Source organism: Kocuria cellulosilytica, from assembly GCF_040981245.1.
In the GTDB taxonomy this organism is placed as follows: Bacteria; Actinomycetota; Actinomycetes; order Actinomycetales; family Micrococcaceae; genus Kocuria; species Kocuria cellulosilytica.
The window spans coordinates 393,568-413,673 of record NZ_JAVFWZ010000002.1; the positions used below are offsets into that span (position 1 = coordinate 393,568).

Consider the following 20,106-nt stretch of genomic DNA (forward strand, 5'->3'; position numbering starts at 1 on the left):
CACGCCGGCGTTATTCCGCCGTTATCGATGCGTTTGCCGCCCGAGCCGCCAGGGGAGATGCCGACCGCCCGATCGGTTTCCGGTGGTGAAGATCACAGGGGCCCGTCTCGCTCAACGAGACGTTTTCGACTGCAATCACAGGGTTCCCGGTGCGGGGCCGGCGGTTCCCGGTCCGGCGGCGGGGCGCCTCGCTCGGGGCCGGCGGAGCGCCGGCGCCCCCGGCCCGCCCACGGTTCGGGGGACGGAGGAATTCCCCGTGTTACTTTTCGTGAACGCCCGCCGGAGGACGCCGGCACGCACGAGGCCCCCGGGCGGGGACAGGAACCGTCCGGTCCTGTCCCCGCCCGGGGGCCTCGTGCTGCGGTGCGCGGCGCGGCTCAGCCGGCCGGGGAGCCCCGGTCCTCGTCGTCGCCGGAGGGGGTCGTCGCGGCCCGGTCCGGCCGGGACGCCCAGGTGAGGTAGCCGCCGTCCAGGTTCACGACGTCGCGGCCGTGCTGGGCCAGGACGCGGGCGGCGAGGTAGCCGCGCAGGCCGGCCTGGCAGTGCACCACGATCTCGCCCTCCGGCAGCTCGTCGAGACGGTCCCGGAGCCGGTCCAGCTCGATGTTGACCCCGCCGGGGATCGGCATCGACGCGTGCTCGCCGGGGGTGCGGACGTCCAGCAGGGTCGCGCCGGCGGCGAGACGGTCGTCCAGCTCGTGCCACTGCACGGTCTCGACGAGCCCGTCCCGGTGGTTGCGGTCGATGTAGCCGAGCATGTTCACGGGGTCCTTCGCGGAGCCGTAGAGCGGGGAGTAGGCCAGCTCGAGCTCGGCGAGGCCGGCCGCCGGGATCCCGCCGGTGATGGCCGTGGCGATGACGTCGATGCGCTTGTCCACGCCCGCCCCGCCCACGCCCTGGGCGCCGAGGATCGCGTCGTCCTCCGGGTCCACGAGCAGCTTCAGGGCCATCCCCTCCGCCCCGGGGTAGTAGCCGGCGTGGTTCGCCGGGTGCGTGTGGACGGCCCGGTAGGGCCGTCCCGCGGCGCGCAGCCGCTTCTCGTTCCAGCCCGTGGCCGCGACCGTGAGGCCGAAGACCCCGACCACGGACGTGCCCAGCACCGGCCGGTCGGACACGTCCATGCCGGCGATGACGTCGGCGACGAGCCGGCCCTGGAGGTTGGCCGTGTTGGCCAGGGCGACGAGCGTGGCGGAGCCGTCGAGGGCGTCGCGCTTCTCCACCGCGTCCCCCACGGCGTAGACGTCCGGATCGGAGGTGCGCATGTGCTCGTCGACGACGATGCCGCCGCGCTCCCCGACCTCCAGGCCCGCCGCCCGGGCGAGCGTGCTGTCCGGGCGGACGCCGACCGCGGCGAGGACCACGTCGGCCGACAGCTCCGTGCCGTCGTCGAGCGTCAGGGTGCGCTCCCCCACCTCGGTGACCGTGGTCCCCAGCCGCAGGTCCAGCCCGCGCTCGCGCATCAGCGTGTGCACGGGCTCGACCATCTCGGGGTCGAGCGGGGCCATGACCTGCGGCGCGGCCTCGACGAGGGCGACCTGCAGGCCGCGGTGGACGAGGTTCTCCGCGACCTCGAGGCCGACGTAGCCGCCGCCGACGACCACGGCGGAGCGGGCGCCCCCGGCCGCCGCCACGACCGCGTCGGTGTCCTCGATGTCGCGCAGCACGAGGGCGCGCTCCATGCCGGGCACGGGCGGGCGGACGGGGACGGCGCCCGGGGAGAGGACGAGGGCGTCGTAGCCCCGCTCCTCCTCCCGGCCCGAGGCGAGGTCCCGGACGCGCAGCACGTGCCGGTCCCGGTCGACGTCGACGACCTCGTGCCCCACGCGCACGTCGAGGCCGAAGCGGGCGCCGAGGGACTGCGGGGTCTGCAGGAGCAGCGCGGAGCGCTCCTCGATCACACCGCCCACGTGGTAGGGCAGTCCGCAGTTGGCGAAGGACACGTGGCCGCTGCGCTCGTACACCGTGATCTCGGCGTCCTCCAGCAGTCGGCGCAGACGGGTGGCCGCGGACATTCCTCCGGCGACGCCGCCCACGATGACGATTCTCATGGGCTCATGCTACCGGCGCCGCTCAGGCCGCCGCGCGGCCCCGCCCCGGCCAGCCCGGTGTCCTGAGCCGGCGCCGGAGGGTGCTGCCGGGCCGGGACCCGGTGAACTCGCCGTCGGCGCCGCACGCCGCGACCCAGCCGGGGGCGTCCCGGCCGAGCACGTGCGCGGCGCGGGCGTAGGCCTGGGCCTCCACGGCGCTCGGCGCGGCGACGACGACCCGGTCCCACGGGCTCTCCGCGGCCGCTCCGGACACCGGGTCGACCAGGACGCCGCCGGAGCGCTCGACCACGGCGAGGCCCCGGCGGCCGCTCCGGACGAGGGCCGCCCGCACCGCGGGCTCCACACCGGGGCCGGGACCAGCGGGCCGCGCCGTGCGGGCCGCCGGCGCCGCCGCGACCAGGGCGGCGGCGCCTTCGAGCGGTCCGCCCACGGCGCACGCTCCGCCGACCTCGGCGACCAGCGCGTGACCAGGGTGCTCCTGCGCGAAGGCGTGCACCGTGCGGTCCGCCGTCCACGCGGCGGCGACCGCCGCGAGGTCCAGGACGGTGCCGCGGCCCATGCGCAGCCGCCGGGTGGGCACGTCCAGCTCGAGGCGCGCGATCCCGGGCGCCGGGCGCGGGGCGAGCCCGTCCAGGGCCCGCCAGGCCGCCGCCCCGGTGGTGGGGTCGACGAGCCCGCTCGTGAGGCGGGCGGTCAGCAGGGCGGCGGCGACGATCTCGGCCAGGACGGGCCCCACGACCACGTCGACGTCCCCGTGCTCGGCGAACCGGTTGAGCAGGGACAGCTCCGAGTCGATGCGCGCGGGGTCCACGGCCCGGGAGACCTCGCGGCGCACGCGCTCGGCCAGCCGGAGGGCCTCGGCCTGGAGGTCAGGGGCGGGGGCGCGCACGGCCCCGGCGTCCGGGGCGCGGGGCGGGATCGGGGTGGGCATGACCGTCTCCTGGCGGTGGGGGGGGGGAGGGAGAGAGACGCGCGGTGGTGGGGAGAGCAGCGGGCAGGTGCTGACGAGCATACGCGCGCGGGGTGCCGGCGGGCGGGAACGTGACCGGCCGTGCCCCGACTGTCACCCGGCCGTCATCCCGCCGTCATCCGGCCGTCGCCGCTGCGGACCGCGACCGGCCCGCGGCGGCGACGGGTGCGGGCGCACCGGTCCTCGCACCGGCTCCCGCGCCGGTCCTCCCACCGATGGGGAGCCTGGGCGGGAGGACCGGCGGGAGGCCTCCCGGGCTCCCGGCCGGGACCGCACGGGCGACCCCGGCCGGCACTGCGGCCGGCACTGCGGCCGGCGCCGCGGCCGGCGCTGCGGCCGGCGCCGCGGTCCAGCGCAGCACGTCGGCCGGCCGGTTCGTGGTGAGCTGCTGGACGCCGAGCGCGCGGCACAGGTCCACGTCCCGCTCGGTGTCGACCGTCCAGACGCGCAGCACGCGGTCCTCGGCCCGCCACTGCCGCACCAGCTCGGGGCGGTCCCGGACGAAGCCCAGCCCCGGGCCCACCAGGTCCACGAGGCCCGCCGAGATCACGGGCAGCGCCGGCGGCACCACGAGACGCAGGCCGGCGTGCAGGACCGCCGCGGCCGCGGGGCCCACGCGCAGGCTCTCCCGGACCGTGCCGCGGGTGGTCGTCCCCACCAGCTGGCACACGTGCCGGGCGGGCACCGTCTCCAGGAAGTGCCGGACGGCGTCGGGGTGGAAGCTCATGAGCGAGACCGTGACGTTCTCCAGCCGGCCGGTCTCGGGGTCCCAGCCCTCCCGCATCAGCAGGCCCAGGACCTCCTCCTCGAGCCGGTGCCCGAACGGGCTGGGGTGCTTCGTCTCCACCGCCAGGCCCACGGGCCGGCCCGCGTCCCGCAGCAGCTCCAGGAGCTCGGGCAGGGTCAGCAGCTGGCGGTCCGGCGCGCCGTGGCCCGGTGGGATGCGCGTGCCCTTCCACGAGGTCCAGTCGAGCCGCCGCAGCTCGGCCAGCGTGCGCGCGGACACCGGGCCCCGGCCGTCGCTGGTGCGGCCCAGCTGGGCGTCGTGGTGCAGGACGAGATGGCCGTCGCGGCTGAGGTGGACGTCGCACTCCACGCCGTCGGCGCCGTCCAGCAGCGCCTGCACGTAGGCGGCCCGCGTGTGCTCCGGGAAGGCCGCGCTGGCTCCCCGGTGGGCGTAGACGATCGGCCGCACGGCGCTCCCTCGGCTGTCGGTCGGGGCGCGGTGGGCCCCGCTCGCGCACCAGGCTAGGGAGACGGGGTGAACGCGGGGCCACGCCCCGGCGGAGCTGTCGTGAACGACGACGACGCCCCGCACGGGGCGGGGCGTCGTGGTGCGGCGGGAGGGCCCGGGGTCTACTGCTCGCCGGTGATCTCGCCGTGGGCCGCGGCCACCGTGTCCGCCTTCCGGTCCCGCTTGCTCCGGCGGCCCTTCCGGTCGTCGAACCGGGGGGCCCGCTCCTCGAGCTCGAGCTCGGCGGGGAACGTCGTGGGCAGCGGCCCGAACGCCTCGTGGGTCGCGGCGATGACCTGCTTGGACATCGCCAGGTTCGCTCCCCCGCCGACGACCGCGCCCACGCCGAACGGCAGGGCACGGCCGAACACGGCCCCCGTCTGCTTGAGCAGGAAGCGCTTGACGAACATGTTGCGGATGATCCGGCTGACGTCGAAGGTCTTGGCGTCGTCCTTGCCCATCATGATGCCCCAGGAGGACATCATGCCCTTGCCCTTGGTGCCGCTGGCCAGGATCTGGTTCATCACCTGGCGCCCGTCCTCGCCGAGCATGAGGGCCATGACCATGGTGCGGGTCTTCTCCGGGTCCTCGGTGTGCACCCCGTGCAGCTCGGCGATCGCCTGGGCGTACAGGGCGGTGGCCTCGAGGTAGCCGACCACCGCGAAGGAGGACAGCCCCAGGGAGGCGACGGTGCCGATGCCGGGGACCACCGCGGTGGCGCCGACGGCCCCGCCGCCCAGCGTCACGGAGCGGACGTAGAACTTCTCGAGCCGCTCGGCGATCTGCTCGGGCGTCTCGTCCGGGTGCTCGGCACGCTCCTTCTGGACGAAGCCCAGGACCACGGGCCGCTGCACGCGCAGCACGGTGTCGAGGAGCTTGTTCATGGCGGGCTTGGGCTTGCCCTCGTCGTCGAACGCGTTGTTCAGGGGGTTCAGGTCCATGGCGTGCTCTCCTTGTGGGGTGCCGGGACGGTGGGTCTGGGCCCACTATATGCACAGCAGGCTGATCGGGTCCCGGGATTCGCCGACGGCGGAGGGCGGGGCCCGTCAGCTCCCGGGCAGCCGGGAGACGGAGGGGTCGACCTTCTGGAAGGAGTCCGGGAACTCGGCGCGCAGCCGCACCAGCTCTCGCGCGAACGCGTCCAGGTCCCGGTCCTCCTGGCTGACCGGCTCCCACTGCCGGGCCGGCAGGGCGTGCCCCTGCTCGTCGAGGGCGACCATGACCATGAGGCAGTTGGTCGTCAGCACGAGCTCGCCGGTGGCGGGGTCCCCGGACCAGCAGTTGACGGAGATGTGCAGGCCGCGGGCCGCGGTGTGGATGAGCCGGGCCCGGACCTCCACGAGGTGGCCGATGTGCATGGGCCGGTAGAACCGGACGCCCCCGGCGTAGACGGCGATGACCGGGCGGCCCGCCCACCGGGCCCCGCACACGTACGCGGCCTCGTCGATCCAGCGCATGGCCGTGCCGCCGTGCACCTTCCCGCCCCAGTTGATGTCCGTGGGCGCGGCGAGGAAGCGCAGCACGGTCTCCTCGGCCGTGCCCTCGTCCGTGTAGCGCTGCTCGGCCATCAGCGCCTCGATGCTGTTGCGCAGCTCGACCCGCCGCTGCGTGATCGCCGACTGCTGCCGTTCGTACTCGGTCTCGGGGGCCCACTGCGGGACAGGGGTGGGCCGGCCCTCCCCGTCCACCGCGACCATGATGATCAAGCACGTGTCCTTGAGCGTCACCCCGTGCTCGCGGGGGTCCGCGGAGGCCACCTCCACCCGGATGTGCATCGAGGACCGGCCGGTGTGCACGATCTTGGCGGAGACCTCCACCATGTCCCCCACGCACACCGGGCGGTCGAAGTGGATGTTGCCCACGTACGCCGTGACGCAGTAGGCCCGGGACCAGCCCACGGCGCACGCGTACGCGGCCTTGTCGATCCACTCGAGGACGCGCCCGCCGTCCACGGTGCCGGTGCGCCCGGCGTCGGTCGGGGCGGCGAGGAAGCGGAGAACGGCGGTGTCGCGTGCGGCCATGCCCCCAGTGTGGCACGGCTCACGGCGGCGCTCACTCCACGAGCGGCGCCCACGCGTTGAGCCGGCGGAGCATGTCCGACTTCTTGCGGGTGTGCCCCTCCATCCGCACGAGGATGTCGTCGAGGGCCTCGATGGCGTCCACCACGAACGGGCCCTTGTTGAGCATGACGCACTCCGCGCGCTGGCCCATCGCCGCGTCCGTGACCTCGGCCCGGGAGGGCAGGCCCTTCTTGGCCAGGGACTCGAGGACCTGGGTGGCCCAGACGACCGGCACGTGCCCCGCCTCGCACAGCCACAGGATCTCCTCCTGCACCTCGGCCATCCGCTCGAACCCGGTCTCGACCGCGAGGTCCCCGCGGGCGATCATGACGCCCACGTCCTGCCACCGCATGGCCTCGAGGAGCATGGGGGGCAGGGACTCGAAGCCGCCCACGGTCTCGATCTTGAGGGTGACGTCCAGGGCGGTGTTGCCGATCCGCTCGAGCTCCCGCAGCAGGTCGGCCACGTCCTCCCGCGAGCGCACGAAGGACATGTTGACGATGTCGGCGTGCTCGGCCACGAACGGCAGGTGCGACCGGTCCTCGTCGGTGAGCGCGGAGACGCGCAGGTCCGTCTCGGGCAGGTTGATGCCCTTCCCCGCCTTGAGCTTGGTGCCGTCGGGGCCGGCCTGCAGCACCTCCAGCGTGATCTCGCCGGGCCCCACCGCGGTGATCCGGCAGCGGATCTTCCCGTCGTCGATCCACGCGGGCTGGCCCTCCCGGGCGTCCGTGAACACCTCGGGCAGGGAGCAGCCGATCCGGTAGGGGCCCCCGGCCCGGACCGGCGCGGGCGTGAGGTCCCGGGTCAGCACCACGGTGTCCCCCGCCCGCACGCGCAGGGACTGCTCGAGGGCGGGGAGCTCGCCGAGCACGCCCTCCGTGCCGTCCTCGGCGCCGACAGCCAGTCCCGTGGCGAAGTACACGGTCTTGGAGCACTCGACCAGCACGCCGGGCCCCGTGGCCTCGAGCACCCGCAGCGTCCGCCCGGATCCGCGCGCGTCCTTGAGCCGCAGCCGCTCCCCCGGGGTGCGGGCCGCGGTCCAGGCGGCGTCGGCCACGGGCACGGCCGGGGCGTCGTCGTCGATCCCGGGGTCCGCCTCGCCCAGCCACAGCCGGGCCGGGGTGGTCACCCGGCCGCTGCTGTCCCGGACGGGCTTGATCTTCTCGACCTGCGGACCGGGCTCGATCGGCCCGGTGCGCAGCTTCGGTCCCGCGAGGTCCATGGCCACGCGGACCTCCCGGCCCAGGGCCTGCTCGGCCGCGCGGACGTGCTCCAGCATGGCCGCCCACTGCTCCGGGCCGTCGTGCGCGCAGTTGATCCGGGCCACGTCCATCCCGGCGCGGACCATGTCCTCGACGAGCCGGGGGTCCCCGGCGGCCTCCGACGGGAAGGTGACCATGATCCGGGTGCTGCGCCCGTCCCGGCCGGGGCCGAGCAGCGCGGCGGTGTTGCGGCGCAGGATCTCCGCACCGGGCAGGCCGGGCCCGTCGGGCTCCGGGCCGGCCCCGGGCACCTCGACGTCCTCCTCCGCCCGCCCGGCGAGCACCCGCAGGGTCTCCAGCACGGCGCCCAGGTGGCTCATGACGCCCGCCTCCATCCGGCCCAGGGAGGACACGCCCAGGCCGCTCAGGTCCCGTTGCAGGTCCCGCACGTCCTGGCTGCGCACGGCCACGTAGTCCACGAGGTTCAGCGCGGAGCGGCGGTGCCGGGGGTTCACGCGCTCGAGCTGCGGCACGGCCGCGCGGCGGGCCCGGACCACCACGTCGGCCAGGGCGAGGACGCGGTCGAGCAGCTCCGCGGCGCGCTCCTGGCGGGTGCTCGTGCTGACCATGCCGTGCTCCTCCCCGTGGCCGCGGGCGGGGTCCGCCCGGTCGCGGCCGCCGTCGATCCGCTGACTCCCCATGATCCTCCTCGTCCGCTGCCCTGTCAGCGACGACCGTAGTCGGCCCGGGCGAACAGCGGCTGAACACGAGGAGTCCGGGACCGCGGCGCCCCCGCGGGCGCCGCCGGGCGGCTAGGCTCGTGCGGACGCCACCGCCTCCGCCCGCCCCCGGGCGGGCGCCGGGTCCCACCACCGGAAGGACACACCGTGATCAGCTCGGAGAACGTCAGGGCCTACGTGGAGCGCATGGCCTCGGGCGAGCCCGCCCCCGGCGGCGGCGCCGCGGGGGCCCTGCAGGCGGCGCTGGGCGCGGCGCTGCTCGCCATGTCCGCCCGCTACTCCACGGGCTCCGAGCACGCGGCGCAGGCCGAGCACGCGGCGGCCCGCGCCGAGGAGCTGATCCCGCGCGCCCTGGGCCTCGCGGACGACGACGCCGAGGCCTTCGGCGCGCTCTCCGGCGCCTACGGCCTGCCGAAGGACACCGACGCGGAGCGGACCGAGCGCTCGCGGGCGGTCCAGGAGGCCACGGCGGGCGCCGCGCAGCCCCCGCGGGCGCTCATCGGGGTGGGCGCCGAGGTCGTGGGGCTCGCCCGCGAGCTGACCGGCTGGTGCAACCCCAACGTCCTCAGCGACGTGGCGGCGGCCGCCGAGGCGGCCCGGGCCGCCGTGGCCACGGCCATGGTCACGCTCGAGATCAACGTCCGCTCCCTCAGGGACGCCGCGACCCGGGAGGAGCTGCGCGCGGGGCTGGCCCAGGGCGAGCAGGCCGTCGAGGACGCCGCGGAGCTCACGCGGCGGATCCGCGAGCGCGTCCGGGGCTGAGGGCGGGGCCTTCAGCCGCCCGCGGCCGGCTCCGGGGCGGCGGGGCGGCGCACCCAGAAGGAGCCGACGACGGCCAGCAGCGAGATGACCGCGCCGCAGAGGAAGGCCGCCCGGACCCCGGCGGCGGCGGCCTCGACCCCGGGCGCGCCGGAGGCGGCCGTGCCGAGGGTCATGACGGTGATGAACAGCGCGGCGCCGGCGGCGCCGGCGACCTGCTGCACCGTGCCGACCACAGCTGACCCGTGGGCGTGCAGCTCGTGCGGCAGCGCGCCGAGGCCGGCCGTGAACAGGGGAGTGAAGATGAGGGCGAGGCCCGTGCTCAGCACCACGTGGGCGAGCAGGACCGCGGGGACCGGGGTCTCCTCCGAGGTGAGGGTGAGGCTCCACAGCGCGCCGCTCACCACGAGCGTGCCGGGCACGAGCAGCACGGCCGGCCCGGAGCGGTCGTACACCCGCCCCACCGCCGGCGCGAGCAGGCCCATGACCAGCCCGCCCGGCAGCAGCAGCAGCCCGGTCGCCAGCGGGTCGAGGCCCTGCACGTGCTGGAGGTACAGGGGCAGCACGAGGAGCGTGCCGAACAGCGCGGTCACGCTGAGCCCCAGCACCACGGTCGCCGCGGTGAAGGTCCGCGACGTGAAGGTGCGCAGGTCCAGCAGGGCCCGGTCCGCGCGCTGGAGCCGGAGCTGGCGGCGCACGAACACGGCGAGCGCGGTGGCGCCCACGCCCAGCGGCGCCCACGCCGGGACGGCGGCCGCGGCGCCCTCCCCGATCGTGCTCAGGCCGTAGACCAGCCCGCCGAAGCCCAGGGCGGAGAGCACGACCGACGGGACGTCGAGGGACGCCGCCCGGGGCTCGGTCACGTTCGGCATCCGCAGCGCCCCGAGCACCAGGGCCGCCAGGGCGATCGGCAGCACGGCCAGGAACATCCAGCGCCAGTCGAGCACGCTGAGGATGATCCCGGAGATCGACGGGCCCACGGCGGGGGCCACCGAGATGACGATCGAGATGTTGCCCATCACGCGGCCCTGCCGGGTGGGCGCCACGAGCGTCAGGACGGTGGTCATCAGCAGCGGCAGCATGATCGCCGTGCCGCCCGCCTGGACCACCCGCCCGGCCAGCAGGACGCCGAAGCCCGGCGCCGCGGCGCAGATCAGCGTGCCGGCGCTGAACAGGCCCATCGCGGCGAGGAACACGGGCCGGGTGTGCAGCCGCTGGAGCAGGAACCCGGTGACCGGGATGACCACGGCCATCGTCAGCATGAAGGCCGTGGTCAGCCACTGGCCGGCGACCGCCGTGATCGACAGGCTCGCCATCAGGCTCGGCAGCGCCACGCCCATGATCGTCTCGTTGAGGATCACCACGAAGGTGGACGCGAGCAGCAGCCCGATGACCAGGCGGTCGCGGGCCGCGAGGTCCGCCGTCGGCGGCTGCCGCGGGACGGGCGCAGCCGGCGGGGCGGGAACGGGAGCTGGCGCGCCCGGGGGCGCGGGCGCACCCGTCGGGGCGGGCGCGGGGACGTCGTGGGACATGGGCGGGGTCCTTCGGGTGAGAGGGGAGCGTGCCGTCCGCACCGTGGGGAGGACGTCACCCCCAGATCCTAGGCCCGGGGAGAATGGTCGGCATGCGCAGATACCTCAAGGACGCCGGCGTGCACGCCGAGATCGTTCCCGACGGCTTCACCGAGGGCGGGTTCGTGCTGTCCATCGGCGGCGCCGAGCAGTCCCACGTGAACCTCGCCCATCCCGGAGAGATCTTCTACGAGTACCTGCGGCGGATCGGCAACGTCGTCGACGTCGTCGCCGAGCCCGGCGCGCCGGTCACCGCGGTCCACCTGGGCGCCGGGGCCCTGACGCTCGCCCGCTACGTGGCCGCGACCCGGCCCGCGTCCGTCCAGGTGGCCGTGGAGCTCGAGCGCGAGCTGCCCGCCTTCGTCCTCGAGGCGCTGCCCCTGCCCGCGGGGGCGGACGTCCGGGTCGTCGTCGACGACGCCCGGGCGGCCCTGCCCGACGTCGTCGCCCCCGGCACCGCGGACCTCGTGGTCCTCGACGTCTTCTCCGGCCGGGACGCCCCGGCCCACCTCACGGAGACCTCCTTCTACGCCGAGGCCGCCCGCCTGCTGGCGCCCGGCGGGGTGCTGGTCGTCAACGTGGGCGACGACCCCGGCCTGGCGTTCTTCGCCGGCCAGGCGCGGGCGGTGCGGGAGGCGCTCGCCGACGTGTGGTGCCTGGCCGAGGAGCGGCTGCTCACGGGCCGCTATCCGGGAAACCTCGTCCTCGTGGGCGGCCGCCGGGCCCTGCCCCGGCAGTGGGCGGACGCCCTCGCCGCGGCCGGGCCGCACCCGGCGGGCGTGCTGGACGGCCTCGGCCTGGAGGAACTGCTCGGCCGGCTGTAGCGTGGGTCACACCGCCGAGCCGAGGAGCGCGCTGTGAGCACCCCCGAGAACACCGTCGAGCACACCGCCGAGAGCACCGCCGTCCTGGAGTCCGCCCCCGCCGTCGAGGGCGAGACGTTCTCCCGCGTGGCCCTGACGCCCGCGGCCGTGGAGCTGCTCGGCACGCTGCGGGACGTGCACGGGCGGCTGATGTTCCACCAGTCCGGCGGGTGCTGCGACGGCTCGGCGCCCATGTGCTATCCGGCCGGGGACTTCCTCACCGGCCCGGCGGACGTGCTGCTGGGCGTGTTCACGCTGCCCGGGGACCCGGCCACGGCCGAGCTCGAGTTCTGGATCTCGCGCGAGCAGTTCGAGTACTGGAAGCACACCCTGCTCACGGTGGACGTGGTGGAGGGACGCGGGTCCGGCTTCTCGGTGGAGGCCCCGGAGGGCAAGCGGTTCCTGATCCGCTCGGCGCTCAGGCAGGATCCGGACGGCTCCTGAGCCGGCCCTGCTCGTCGAAGGACGGGCCCCGGTCGTGGACCGGGAACGTGCTGAAGGCCGGGACCTCGTAGGGGTGGGCCCCGGCCATCGCCCGCAGCACGCGCTCGCGGTCCGCCGCCGGGTACAGCGTCTCGATGCGGACCTCGTCGACCTCCTGCGGCGTCCCGACCTCCCCGATCGTGGGGTGCGCCCCGGGCAGCGGCGTGAACCGTCCGGTGCCGCGGCTCACGAACGCGGTGTGGGAGTAGTGGCCGGCGCGCCCCGCCCCGGCGTCGCCGAGGGCCCGGAGGACCTGCTCGGCGTGGGTCGCGGGGACGTAGACGACCAGGCAGTGGGTCCCGGTGCCCGGGGGCTCAGGAGTCATGGGGCGCGCACACCTCCGGCTCGTCGTGGTCGGCGGGCTCCAGCTGGATGGTGGAGTGCTGGACGGACACCGGGAAGTGCTCGGCCACGCAGCGCTGGATCCGGCCCAGCGCCTCGGCCGAGCCGCCGGAGTAGAAGTACTCCTCCTCGAGCACCACGTGCGCGGTGAGCACGGGCAGGTCGGAGGAGATCCGGGTCGCGTGCAGGTCGTGGACCTCGACCACGTGCGGCAGCTCGAGGATGTGCCCGCGGACCTCGTCGACGTCGAGCCCGGGGGGCACGCTCTCCATGAGCACGGACAGGGACTCCACGAGCAGCCGGATGGTGCGGGGCACGATGAGCGCCCCGATGAGCAGCGCGACGAGGGCGTCGGCCTGCATCCAGCCGGTGAGGGTGATGACCACGGCCGCGACGATCACCGCGACCGAGCCGAGCGCGTCGTTGAGCACCTCGAGCGTCGCCGCGCGCAGGTTCAGGTTGGAGCGCCGGCCCCCGAGGAGCACCGCCATCGCCACCAGGTTGCCGGCCAGCCCCAGGACGCCGAAGACCAGCATCTCGGCCGAGGCCACCGGGTGCGGCTCGAGGAACCGGCGCACGCCCTCCACGAGCACGAACAGCCCCACCGCCAGCAGCACGCCGGCCTGCAGGGCCGCGGCCACGATCTCCGCGCGCCGCCAGCCCCAGGTGCGCCGGGCGCTCGGCGGGCGCAGGGTCAGCTGCGCGGCGATCAGCGCGAGCAGCAGCCCGCCCGCGTCGGTGAGCACGTGGGCGGTGTCCAGGAGCAGCGCCAGGGACCCCGTCCACAGGGCGCCCACCAGCTGGACGACGAACAGCGCCGCGGTGATGCCGAACGCGGTGGCGATCCGCCACCGGTCGGTCCCGGGACCGGCGTGCGAGTGCCCGGGCCCGTGGTCGTGCCCGTCCTCCGCGCGCCCGCGGTCCCCGGCGTGGTTCTGAGCCATGACTTCATCGTAGAACGCCCGGCGCGGCCCGGCGGCCGGAGCGCGTCAGGCGGTGACGAACCCGCTGAACTCCCCGGTGGCGGGTCCGTAGTGCGAGTCCACCTTCATGACGGCGCCGGGCGTGCCGCCGCCGTTGAGGGCCTTGAGCAGGTCCCGCACGGCGCGCCGGGGCCCCTCGGCGATCACCCCCACGGTGCCGTCCGCGTTGTTGACCGCAGAGCCGCGCAGGCCCAGCCGCTCGGCGTGGCGGGCGGTCCAGAAGCGGAAGCCGACGCCCTGCACGGAGCCGTGCACCACGGCGGTCAGGCGCAGGTCCTCCTCGAGGTCCAGCCGTTCGGGGTCCCGGCCGGCGGAGGCGCCCGGGTGGACCGGTGGCAGGCTCACAGGTCCACCACCGTGGACTCGCCGGGATCGATCTGCTCACCGGTGGTCCGGGCCTTCGCCCAGCGCAGCGCGGTGGCCACCGTCCCGGGGCTGCGCCAGTGCTCGGCGGTCTCCGTGCGGACCCGCAGCACCACGAGGCCGGGGGTGCCGGGCCCGTCGGGGTAGTACGCCTTCAGCGCGTCGGACCAGAGGCCCTCGAGCACCTGCCGGTCCTCGACCACCTCGGCCGCGCCGGAGATCGAGACCCACTCGTGGTCCCCCACGAACGCGACGTTGACGGCGTCGTTGGCCGCCACGTCCCGGACCGAGGAGGTGTCCCGGCTGGTGAAGAAGTTGAGGTCCTCCCCGGGGGCGACGTCGACCACGGTCATCGGGCGGCTGACGAGCTTGCCGGTGGGCTCCCGGGTGCTGAGCATGCCGACCCGGGTGCGGTTCACGAACTCGACGATGTGCTGGATGTCATCCTGGTGCGTGTTCATGTGGTCAGATTAGGGAACGACCGCGCCCCGTGGCACGGTCGGGCCGAGAAATTCATCATGGGCGGAACCACGTGTCATCCGCCGGCGGGCCGGACCGGTCCGCGCTGCCCACGAGAGGACCAGAGCAGACCGATGGACGACGCACGGGTCCCGGACCGGACCGCCGAGGAGAACACCGAGAAGATCGAGACGAGCACGGAGAAGACCGCTGGGAAGACCGCCGGGGAGTCCGCGGGCCGGGCCGGCGGGTCGGTCCCCGGGCCGCTCAGCGCCCAGGACCGGATCGAGATCAACGAGATCCTGAGCTTCTCCTCGCACCTGCTGGACAACCGCCGGTGGGACATGTTCGGGGAGGTCTTCGTGCCGGAGGTCCGCCTCTGCGCGCCGCAGGGCGAGTTCACCGGCCCGGCGGGCGTGCGGCGCTTCGCCGAGACCGTCGACCTCTCCCGCTTCCCCGCCACGCACACGCTGAACTCGATCGTGGAGGCCGTGGACGCGGACACCGCCGTGGCCTGGTCCAGGATGCTGCTGCTGACCTGGGACCGGCGGGTGGCATGCGGCGACTACATCGACACGTTCCGCCGCACCGAGCACGGGTGGCGGATCGAGCAGCGCACCGTGGCGCCCCGCAACGACTCCGCCTCCGCGGGGCTCGCCGAGGGCGGATACGCACCCGACCCGTACGCCTACGCGATGTTCGACGACGCCGTGCTCGCGGCCGCAGGGCGGGCCGGCCGATGAGCTCCGCGCCGGGGACCAGGTGGGACCGGGTGCCCGCCGCCGACGCCCTCGAGATCGGCACCGTGCTCAGCCGGTGCGCCCGGGTCGTGGACGCCCGGGCCTGGCACGACCTCGACCGGGTGTTCACCGGGGACGCGGTCGTCGTGTCCCCGGGCGGGACGGCGCGCGGGCACGCCGAGATCGCCGAGCGGGCCCTGGCCGGGGCCCGGGACCCGCACCTGATCACCGACACCGTGCTGCGCCGGCTCGCCCCGGAGCGCGTGCGGGCCTGGAGCAAGTGGCTCGTGGTGCGCGCGGACGGCTCCGCGCTGGGCGGGGACCAGCTGGACCTGGTCGTGCGCACCCCGCGCGGCTGGCGGATCGCCGAGCGCCGGATCGCCGCCCTGGACGTGACCGGGGAGGCCGAGCCCGCGCGCACCCTCGGCGCGGCCGACTTCCTGGCCTGAGCCCGGCAAAGCGGAGGGGCGGCCGCCGCGCCCGGGAACCGGGTCCGCGGCGGCCGCCCCTCCGGCGGGTCCGCGCTCAGGCGGTCACGGCTGCACCTCGAGCGCCTCGGAGATGAGCGTGCCGCCGTCGGAGAACTCGATGGTCTTCCCGATGGTCGAGGGGTCGTCCAGCACGGCCGAGACCACGAGCGCCACGTTGGCCCGGGAGGTCTCGTGCTCGCCCTCCCGCTCGCCCCCGGACGCGTCGATCTTGCCGCTCGCCTCGTCGTCGGTGAGGGCGCCGGGACCCACGATGGTCCAGTCCAGCGAGGACGCGCGCAGGTGGTCGTCGGCGTCGGCCTTGGCCTGGGCGTAGGCGTGGAAGGGGTTGTCCTCGGGAACGCCGTGGTCCTGGCCGGCCCCGAAGTAGGAGACCATGACGAAGCGCTTGGCCCCGGCCATCACGGCGGCGTCCATGGCGCGGATCGCGGCGTCCCGGTCCACGGCATAGGTGCGCTCGGGGCTGCCGCCGCCGGCGCCGGCGCTCCACACCACGGCGTCGTGGCCCTCGAGCAGGTCGGCGATCTGCGCGACCGACAGCTGCTCCACGTCGGCGACCACGGGGGTCGCGCCGGTGTTCTCGACGTCGTCCGTGTGGTCGGGGTTGCGGAAGATGCTCGTGACGTCGTTGCCGCCGGTCTTGAGCAGCTGCGAGAGGATGAGGGCGACCTTGCCGTGGCCGCCGATGATGGCTGTGCGGGACATGGATGTGCTCCTTGGGGTGGGGATCGGGTGCTGAGGGGACGTGGTGCTCGTCCTCGACGCTATCCCCCCGCCGGTCGCAGGGACACGGCTCACGCGGAGGGCGAAACCGGGAATGCGCCCGGCGCCGGGCGACCGCCCGGGGCCGGCCGGGGCTCGGGTAGCCTCGAGGAGGCCCCTGTTCCCGACCGAAGGCTGCCCCCGTGCTGATCTTCCAGCTCCTGCTGTCCGCGATCGCCCTCGTCCTGCTGGTCGCCGCGCTGCTCGACGGCGCGTGGACGCTCGCCCTCATCGCCGCGATGATGCTGCTGGTCGCGCTGTCCGGCGTGTTCATCGCCCACCGCCGGGAGAAGCACCTGGGCCTCCGCTGAGCCCTGCCGCTCCGCGCCGCCCCTGCAGCACCCCTGGTGCGCGTCTACTCCGCGGCGTCCTGGATGCCGGTCACCGCGGTGAGGATGAACACCGCGTCCTCCAGGGCCTCCACGGAGTGCCGCTCCGCGGGGATCACGTGCAGGTGCCCGGCCTCGAGCACCAGGTCCTCGCTCGAGCGGACCCGGATCCGCCCGTGCAGCACCTGCAGGCTCCCGGCGTACGGGGCGCTGTGCTCGGCGAGCACCGCGCCCTCCTTGAGGGCCAGCAGGGTCTGGCGCAGCACCTTCTGGTGCAGGAGCTGCTCGGCGCTGCGCCCGTGCGGGGCGTGGCGGGCCTCGTTGAGGTGCTGCAGGGCGATCTCGTTCAGGTGCTGCATGGTTCTCCTCCTGGGTAGGTGATCCGGTCTCCGTCGACCACGGCGAAGTCCCGCAGCGTCGCGGGGGTCCGTTTGCCGGGGCCCATGATGTGCTGCACGTCGTGCCCGCGCACCAGGAGGGCCTCGGCCACGAGCGAGCGGTGGCAGCGCCACCAGACGGCCTCCGCGCACATGATCGCGACGACGCGGTCCTCGGCGAGCTGCTCGAGCTCGGCCAGCGCGGCCCGGAACTCGTCGGTCTGCATGTGGTCGGCGTAGCCGCGGAAGGACTCGTTGCGCCACGCGGTGTTGACCGAGTCCTTCGAGGTGGGACGCAGCCCGCCCAGGCCCTTGCAGTAGCTGTGCGCGATGCCGGCCTCCGCGAGCGTGCCGGGCAGCGCGTCGAGGTCGAACTGCGGGTTCGTCCGGGAGCGCGGCACCGTGCGGATGTCGACGAGCTGCTGCACCCCGGACTCCCGCAGCAGCTCCACGAACTCCTCGGCGGAGCGCGTGGAGTGGCCCACGGTGTAGACGGTGTGCGCTGTCATGTCCCCCACCCTACTGATCGGTCCCGGAGAGCTCCCCGGGACCGACACGGCCTCCTCCGTGAGGCCGGGCCCGGGGCGTCACGGGCCGCCGGGTTCGGTCTCGGTCCAGCGGGCCGACCCGGTGGGCGTCCTCCGGTCGCCGCCCAGCGGGGAGTTCCACGCCTCGTGGTCGGCCATGGTGAAGCGGCGGCCCGTCACCGTCGTCGGGAGGATGCGGACGAACCGGTCCTTCATCCCCTGCTGCCACGGGAACAGCGGCAGCTGCAGTGCCTCCATCAGGGCGTGGCCGGGCCGGACGCTCTCGGCCTCGCCCTTGACGACCACGCTCCACGCCGTGCTGGTCGCGGGGTCGTGCCCGTCGATCTCGAGGGCCACGGCGCGGCCCTCGAGCGCACCGCTCACCTTCGTGCCCAGGCCCGAGCGGAAGACCACGGTCCCATGGTCGACCACGTAGTTGATCGGGAAGATCTCCGGCGCCCCGTCCACCACGACGGCCAGCCGGGCGACGCCGTCCGCCCGCAGCCGGTCCCAGCAGTCCTCGGGCCCGAGCTCCTCCACGTCCTTGCGGTACCAGTCCACCGTCGTCCCCTTCCCGTGCGCCTCGGCCGCCCGGACGTGCCCGGCAGCCACCTCCAACCTACGGGGCCGCCGCCGCCGGGGGAACCGGAGTGGGACGTGGAAGAATCGGGGGCATGAGTGTGGTGATCGCGGGATGCGGAGACCTGGGCACGGAGATCGGGCTGCGGCTGGCCGAGCAGGGCCACGAGGTGCTGGGGCTGCGCCGCCGCGCGGAGCTGGTGCCGCCGCCCCTGACCGGGCTGGCGGTGGACCTGAGCACGGAGGTCCCCGAGCTGCCGGGCGACGTCGAGCTCCTGGTCGTCGCCACGGCCGCGGACGGGCGGACGCCCGAGGCCTACCGCGCGGCCTACCTCGACGGGCTGCGGCACGTGGCCGACGGGCTGCGCGCCGCCGGGGCCCTCCCCCGGCGCGCCCTCCTGATCTCCTCGACCGCCGTCTGCGGGGACGCCGGCGGTGGGGAGGTCACCGAGGACACCCCGCCGGACCCCGCGACCCCCACCGCTCAGATCCTCCTGGAGGCCGAGGAGCTGTTCCACGAGCAGTTCCCGCACGGCACAGTGCTGCGGCTGTCCGGGATCTACGGGCCGGGCCGGACGCGGCTGATCGACAAGGTGCGCGCCGGGGACGTCGCGGCCGGGGCCGCGTGGACCAACCGCATCCACCGGGACGACGCCGCGGCCGCCGCCGTGCACCTGCTCACCATGGACGCCCAGCCGCTCACCCTGTACCTCGGCACGGACGACGAGCCCGTGCCGGAGCTGGAGGTCCTCGAGTTCCTGGCGCAGGAGCTCGGCGTCCCCCGGCCCGAGGACGTCCCGGAGGCGGACGCGCCGCCCCGGGGCTCGAAGCGGCTGTCCAACCGGCGGCTGCGGGAGTCCGGTCTCGAGCTCCGCCACCCCACCTACCGGGAGGGCTACCGGGCGGTGCTCGCCGGGGAGGGCGTGCGCCACCCCTGATCGGCCCGCACCCGCAGCACCACGTCGCGCACCTCGTAGGCGGCGATCAGCTCGACCCACGACACCCGGGGCGGGTGCGCGAACTGCAGGGGCAGCCGCAGCAGGCGCTGCAGGAAGACGTCGGTCTCCTGGATCGCGAGGAACCCGCCCGGGCAGCGGTGGGCGCCGTCCCCGAAGGACATCACCTCGGGCCGGATCCCCCGCGGCCGGGACCGTTCCGGGCACAGCTGCCGGGCGTCCTCCCCGAGCGCCTGCTCGTCGGTGTTCGCCTGACGGACGTAGAGGTCGAGCAGGGCCCCGGCGGGCACCTCGTGGCGCTCGGCGCCGTCCTCCAGGACCAGGTCCCGGGTGGTCCGGCGGTAGAGGTGGCCCACCACCGGCTCCAGGCGCAGGATCTCGTGCAGGATGCCGTGCCGGGCCGGTTCGTCGGCCGCGAGGTACTCCTGCCGCAGCCGGTCGTCCTCCAGCAGGTGCCAGGCGGCCACCGCGATGAACTCGCGGGTGGTGGCCATGCCGGCGGCGGCGTAGGTGACGCACTCCACCAGGATCTCCCGGTCGGTGTATCCCTCCGCGAGCAGGTGCGAGACCACGTCCTCCCGGGGCTGCTCGCGTCGTGCCCTGATGGCCGGGCGCACGTCCTTGAGCCGGAACGCGTTCATCGCCCACATCGGCCGCAGGGATCCGAGGACGGCGCCCACCCGGCCGGCGAGCCGCCGCGGCGCACCGCCGGGACCGGCGGCTCCGGTGACGGGGCCGCTGAAGAAGCGCTCGAGGCGCCGGGACATGCCGTCGACGTCCGAGTTCGTCAGCCCCACCACCTGGGCGGCGACCTCCACGGAGTAGCGCAGGGTGATCGCGGACAGCTCGGCCCCGCCGTCCTGCCGGATCCGCTCGACCAGCTCGTCGGTGCGCTCCTCCATCAGGTCCCGGTAGCGGCGGCTCACCGCGGCCGGGGTGAAGAACCGCGCGGTGGCGGTGCGCTGGCGCCGGTGCTCGGGACCGTCCGCGTAGAGCACGGGCGGGTGGTCACCGGTCAGGCCCTGCCGGGCGGTCTCCGCGCTGAAGCCGGCCTGGACCGTGGCGTCGGCCTCCCGCAGCACCTGGCGGACCAGGGGCAGGGACCGCACGTGCCACACCCCGTCGAGCACCTCCACCCGCGGCCCGCCGCGCTCATCGGGCGGGACGGTCCGGCGCCGGTCGCCGTGCGGGACGGGGCAGCGGGTCTGGGGACGGGCGTCGTCGCTCATGGGGTCATGGTAGCCGCGGGATCGCACCGGCGCGGTGGACGC

At 75.2% G+C, this 20,106-nt stretch carries 23 protein-coding genes; 7 read left to right on the plus strand and 16 right to left on the minus strand.

The window, feature by feature from the left end; translation table 11 throughout:
* Positions 1–377 precede the first annotated feature (377 nt).
* From RCG67_RS04365 to RCG67_RS04390, 6 genes are all read right to left on the minus strand, one after another.
* The gene (locus tag RCG67_RS04365) at positions 378–2,048 is read right to left on the minus strand and encodes an FAD-dependent oxidoreductase (RefSeq protein ID WP_368824995.1); all 1,671 of its coding nucleotides are present in this window, start codon (positions 2,046–2,048) and stop codon (positions 378–380) included.
* A 22-nt stretch (positions 2,049–2,070) separates the two neighbouring features.
* A complete protein-coding gene (locus tag RCG67_RS04370; RefSeq protein WP_368824996.1) occupies positions 2,071–2,979 on the minus strand; it encodes an FAD:protein FMN transferase in 909 nt (302 codons plus the stop codon).
* Between the two features lie 154 nt (positions 2,980–3,133).
* Positions 3,134–4,213, minus strand: coding sequence for a glycerophosphodiester phosphodiesterase (locus RCG67_RS04375; protein ID WP_368824997.1), 1,080 nt, complete (start codon positions 4,211–4,213; stop codon positions 3,134–3,136).
* A 161-nt stretch (positions 4,214–4,374) separates the two neighbouring features.
* Positions 4,375–5,193 (minus strand): di- and tripeptidase, encoded by an 819-nt coding sequence (locus RCG67_RS04380; protein WP_368824998.1) that lies wholly within the window; start codon positions 5,191–5,193, stop codon positions 4,375–4,377.
* 105 nt (positions 5,194–5,298) lie between these two features.
* The gene (locus RCG67_RS04385) at positions 5,299–6,273 is read right to left on the minus strand and encodes an acyl-CoA thioesterase (protein WP_368824999.1); all 975 of its coding nucleotides are present in this window, start codon (positions 6,271–6,273) and stop codon (positions 5,299–5,301) included.
* 31 nt (positions 6,274–6,304) lie between these two features.
* Positions 6,305–8,215 carry a pyruvate kinase gene (locus RCG67_RS04390; RefSeq protein ID WP_368825000.1) on the minus strand — a complete coding sequence of 637 codons (1,911 nt, stop codon included), beginning with the start codon at positions 8,213–8,215 and terminating at the stop codon, positions 6,305–6,307.
* A gap of 186 nt (positions 8,216–8,401) precedes the next feature.
* On the opposite strand from RCG67_RS04390, the gene RCG67_RS04395 reads away from it, so the two are divergent.
* Positions 8,402–9,016, plus strand: a complete 615-nt coding sequence (locus RCG67_RS04395; protein ID WP_368825001.1) for a cyclodeaminase/cyclohydrolase family protein — start codon at positions 8,402–8,404, stop codon at positions 9,014–9,016.
* Between the two features lie 11 nt (positions 9,017–9,027).
* Here RCG67_RS04395 and RCG67_RS04400 read toward each other — a convergent pair whose 3' ends face one another.
* The gene (locus tag RCG67_RS04400; RefSeq protein ID WP_368825002.1) at positions 9,028–10,545 is read right to left on the minus strand and encodes a DHA2 family efflux MFS transporter permease subunit; all 1,518 of its coding nucleotides are present in this window, start codon (positions 10,543–10,545) and stop codon (positions 9,028–9,030) included.
* 92 nt (positions 10,546–10,637) lie between these two features.
* Between RCG67_RS04400 and RCG67_RS04405 the strand changes: the two genes are divergently transcribed.
* Together RCG67_RS04405 and RCG67_RS04410 are read left to right on the plus strand one after the other, a co-directional pair.
* Complete coding sequence (locus RCG67_RS04405; protein ID WP_368825003.1) at positions 10,638–11,408, plus strand: spermidine synthase; 771 nt, start codon at positions 10,638–10,640, stop codon at positions 11,406–11,408.
* 33 nt (positions 11,409–11,441) lie between these two features.
* Positions 11,442–11,891 carry a DUF779 domain-containing protein gene (locus tag RCG67_RS04410; protein ID WP_368825004.1) on the plus strand — a complete coding sequence of 150 codons (450 nt, stop codon included), beginning with the start codon at positions 11,442–11,444 and terminating at the stop codon, positions 11,889–11,891.
* Here RCG67_RS04410 and RCG67_RS04415 read toward each other — a convergent pair.
* From RCG67_RS04415 to RCG67_RS04430, 4 genes are read right to left on the minus strand one after another with little or no spacing between them, the layout of a single operon-like run.
* Positions 11,866–12,255: a YqfO family protein gene (locus tag RCG67_RS04415; RefSeq protein WP_368825005.1), complete on the minus strand. Its 390-nt coding sequence runs from the start codon at positions 12,253–12,255 to the stop codon at positions 11,866–11,868. The two genes, RCG67_RS04410 and RCG67_RS04415, sit on opposite strands and share 26 nt — an antisense overlap.
* Positions 12,245–13,216 (minus strand): cation diffusion facilitator family transporter, encoded by a 972-nt coding sequence (locus RCG67_RS04420; protein WP_368825006.1) that lies wholly within the window; start codon positions 13,214–13,216, stop codon positions 12,245–12,247. The genes RCG67_RS04415 and RCG67_RS04420 overlap by 11 nt, the downstream gene beginning before the upstream one ends.
* Before the next feature lie 45 nt (positions 13,217–13,261).
* Complete coding sequence (locus tag RCG67_RS04425; RefSeq protein ID WP_368825007.1) at positions 13,262–13,600, minus strand: acylphosphatase; 339 nt, start codon at positions 13,598–13,600, stop codon at positions 13,262–13,264.
* Positions 13,597–14,079 carry a pyridoxamine 5'-phosphate oxidase family protein gene (locus RCG67_RS04430; RefSeq protein WP_368825008.1) on the minus strand — a complete coding sequence of 161 codons (483 nt, stop codon included), beginning with the start codon at positions 14,077–14,079 and terminating at the stop codon, positions 13,597–13,599. Before RCG67_RS04430 ends, RCG67_RS04425 begins: the two co-directional genes overlap by 4 nt.
* A 132-nt stretch (positions 14,080–14,211) precedes the next feature.
* Here RCG67_RS04430 and RCG67_RS04435 point away from each other — a divergent pair, with 132 nt between their 5' ends.
* Complete coding sequence (locus RCG67_RS04435) at positions 14,212–14,820, plus strand: nuclear transport factor 2 family protein (protein ID WP_368825009.1); 609 nt, start codon at positions 14,212–14,214, stop codon at positions 14,818–14,820.
* 29 nt (positions 14,821–14,849) lie between these two features.
* A complete protein-coding gene (locus RCG67_RS04440) occupies positions 14,850–15,266 on the plus strand; it encodes a nuclear transport factor 2 family protein (RefSeq protein WP_368825010.1) in 417 nt (138 codons plus the stop codon).
* An 84-nt stretch (positions 15,267–15,350) separates the two neighbouring features.
* Here RCG67_RS04440 and RCG67_RS04445 read toward each other — a convergent pair whose 3' ends face one another.
* A complete protein-coding gene (locus RCG67_RS04445; RefSeq protein ID WP_368825011.1) occupies positions 15,351–16,010 on the minus strand; it encodes an SDR family oxidoreductase in 660 nt (219 codons plus the stop codon).
* A 200-nt stretch (positions 16,011–16,210) separates the two neighbouring features.
* Between RCG67_RS04445 and RCG67_RS04450 the strand changes: the two genes are divergently transcribed.
* A complete protein-coding gene (locus RCG67_RS04450) occupies positions 16,211–16,378 on the plus strand; it encodes a hypothetical protein (protein WP_157571350.1) in 168 nt (55 codons plus the stop codon).
* 44 nt (positions 16,379–16,422) lie between these two features.
* Here RCG67_RS04450 and RCG67_RS04455 read toward each other — a convergent pair whose 3' ends face one another.
* The 3 genes from RCG67_RS04455 to RCG67_RS04465 form a co-directional block, all read right to left on the minus strand.
* A complete protein-coding gene (locus tag RCG67_RS04455) occupies positions 16,423–16,755 on the minus strand; it encodes a cupin domain-containing protein (RefSeq protein WP_368825012.1) in 333 nt (110 codons plus the stop codon).
* Positions 16,743–17,282, minus strand: a complete 540-nt coding sequence (locus tag RCG67_RS04460) for a DUF488 domain-containing protein (protein WP_368825013.1) — start codon at positions 17,280–17,282, stop codon at positions 16,743–16,745. Before RCG67_RS04460 ends, RCG67_RS04455 begins: the two co-directional genes overlap by 13 nt.
* Positions 17,283–17,360: 78 nt before the next feature.
* Positions 17,361–17,912, minus strand: coding sequence for a pyridoxamine 5'-phosphate oxidase family protein (locus tag RCG67_RS04465; RefSeq protein ID WP_368825014.1), 552 nt, complete (start codon positions 17,910–17,912; stop codon positions 17,361–17,363).
* Positions 17,913–17,974: 62 nt separating this feature from the next.
* Here RCG67_RS04465 and RCG67_RS04470 point away from each other — a divergent pair, with 62 nt between their 5' ends.
* Complete coding sequence (locus tag RCG67_RS04470; protein ID WP_368825015.1) at positions 17,975–18,817, plus strand: SDR family oxidoreductase; 843 nt, start codon at positions 17,975–17,977, stop codon at positions 18,815–18,817.
* Here RCG67_RS04470 and RCG67_RS04475 read toward each other — a convergent pair.
* Positions 18,775–20,064, minus strand: coding sequence for a cytochrome P450 (locus tag RCG67_RS04475; protein ID WP_368825016.1), 1,290 nt, complete (start codon positions 20,062–20,064; stop codon positions 18,775–18,777). The genes RCG67_RS04470 and RCG67_RS04475 overlap by 43 nt on opposite strands.
* Between the last annotated feature and the right edge of the window lie 42 nt (positions 20,065–20,106).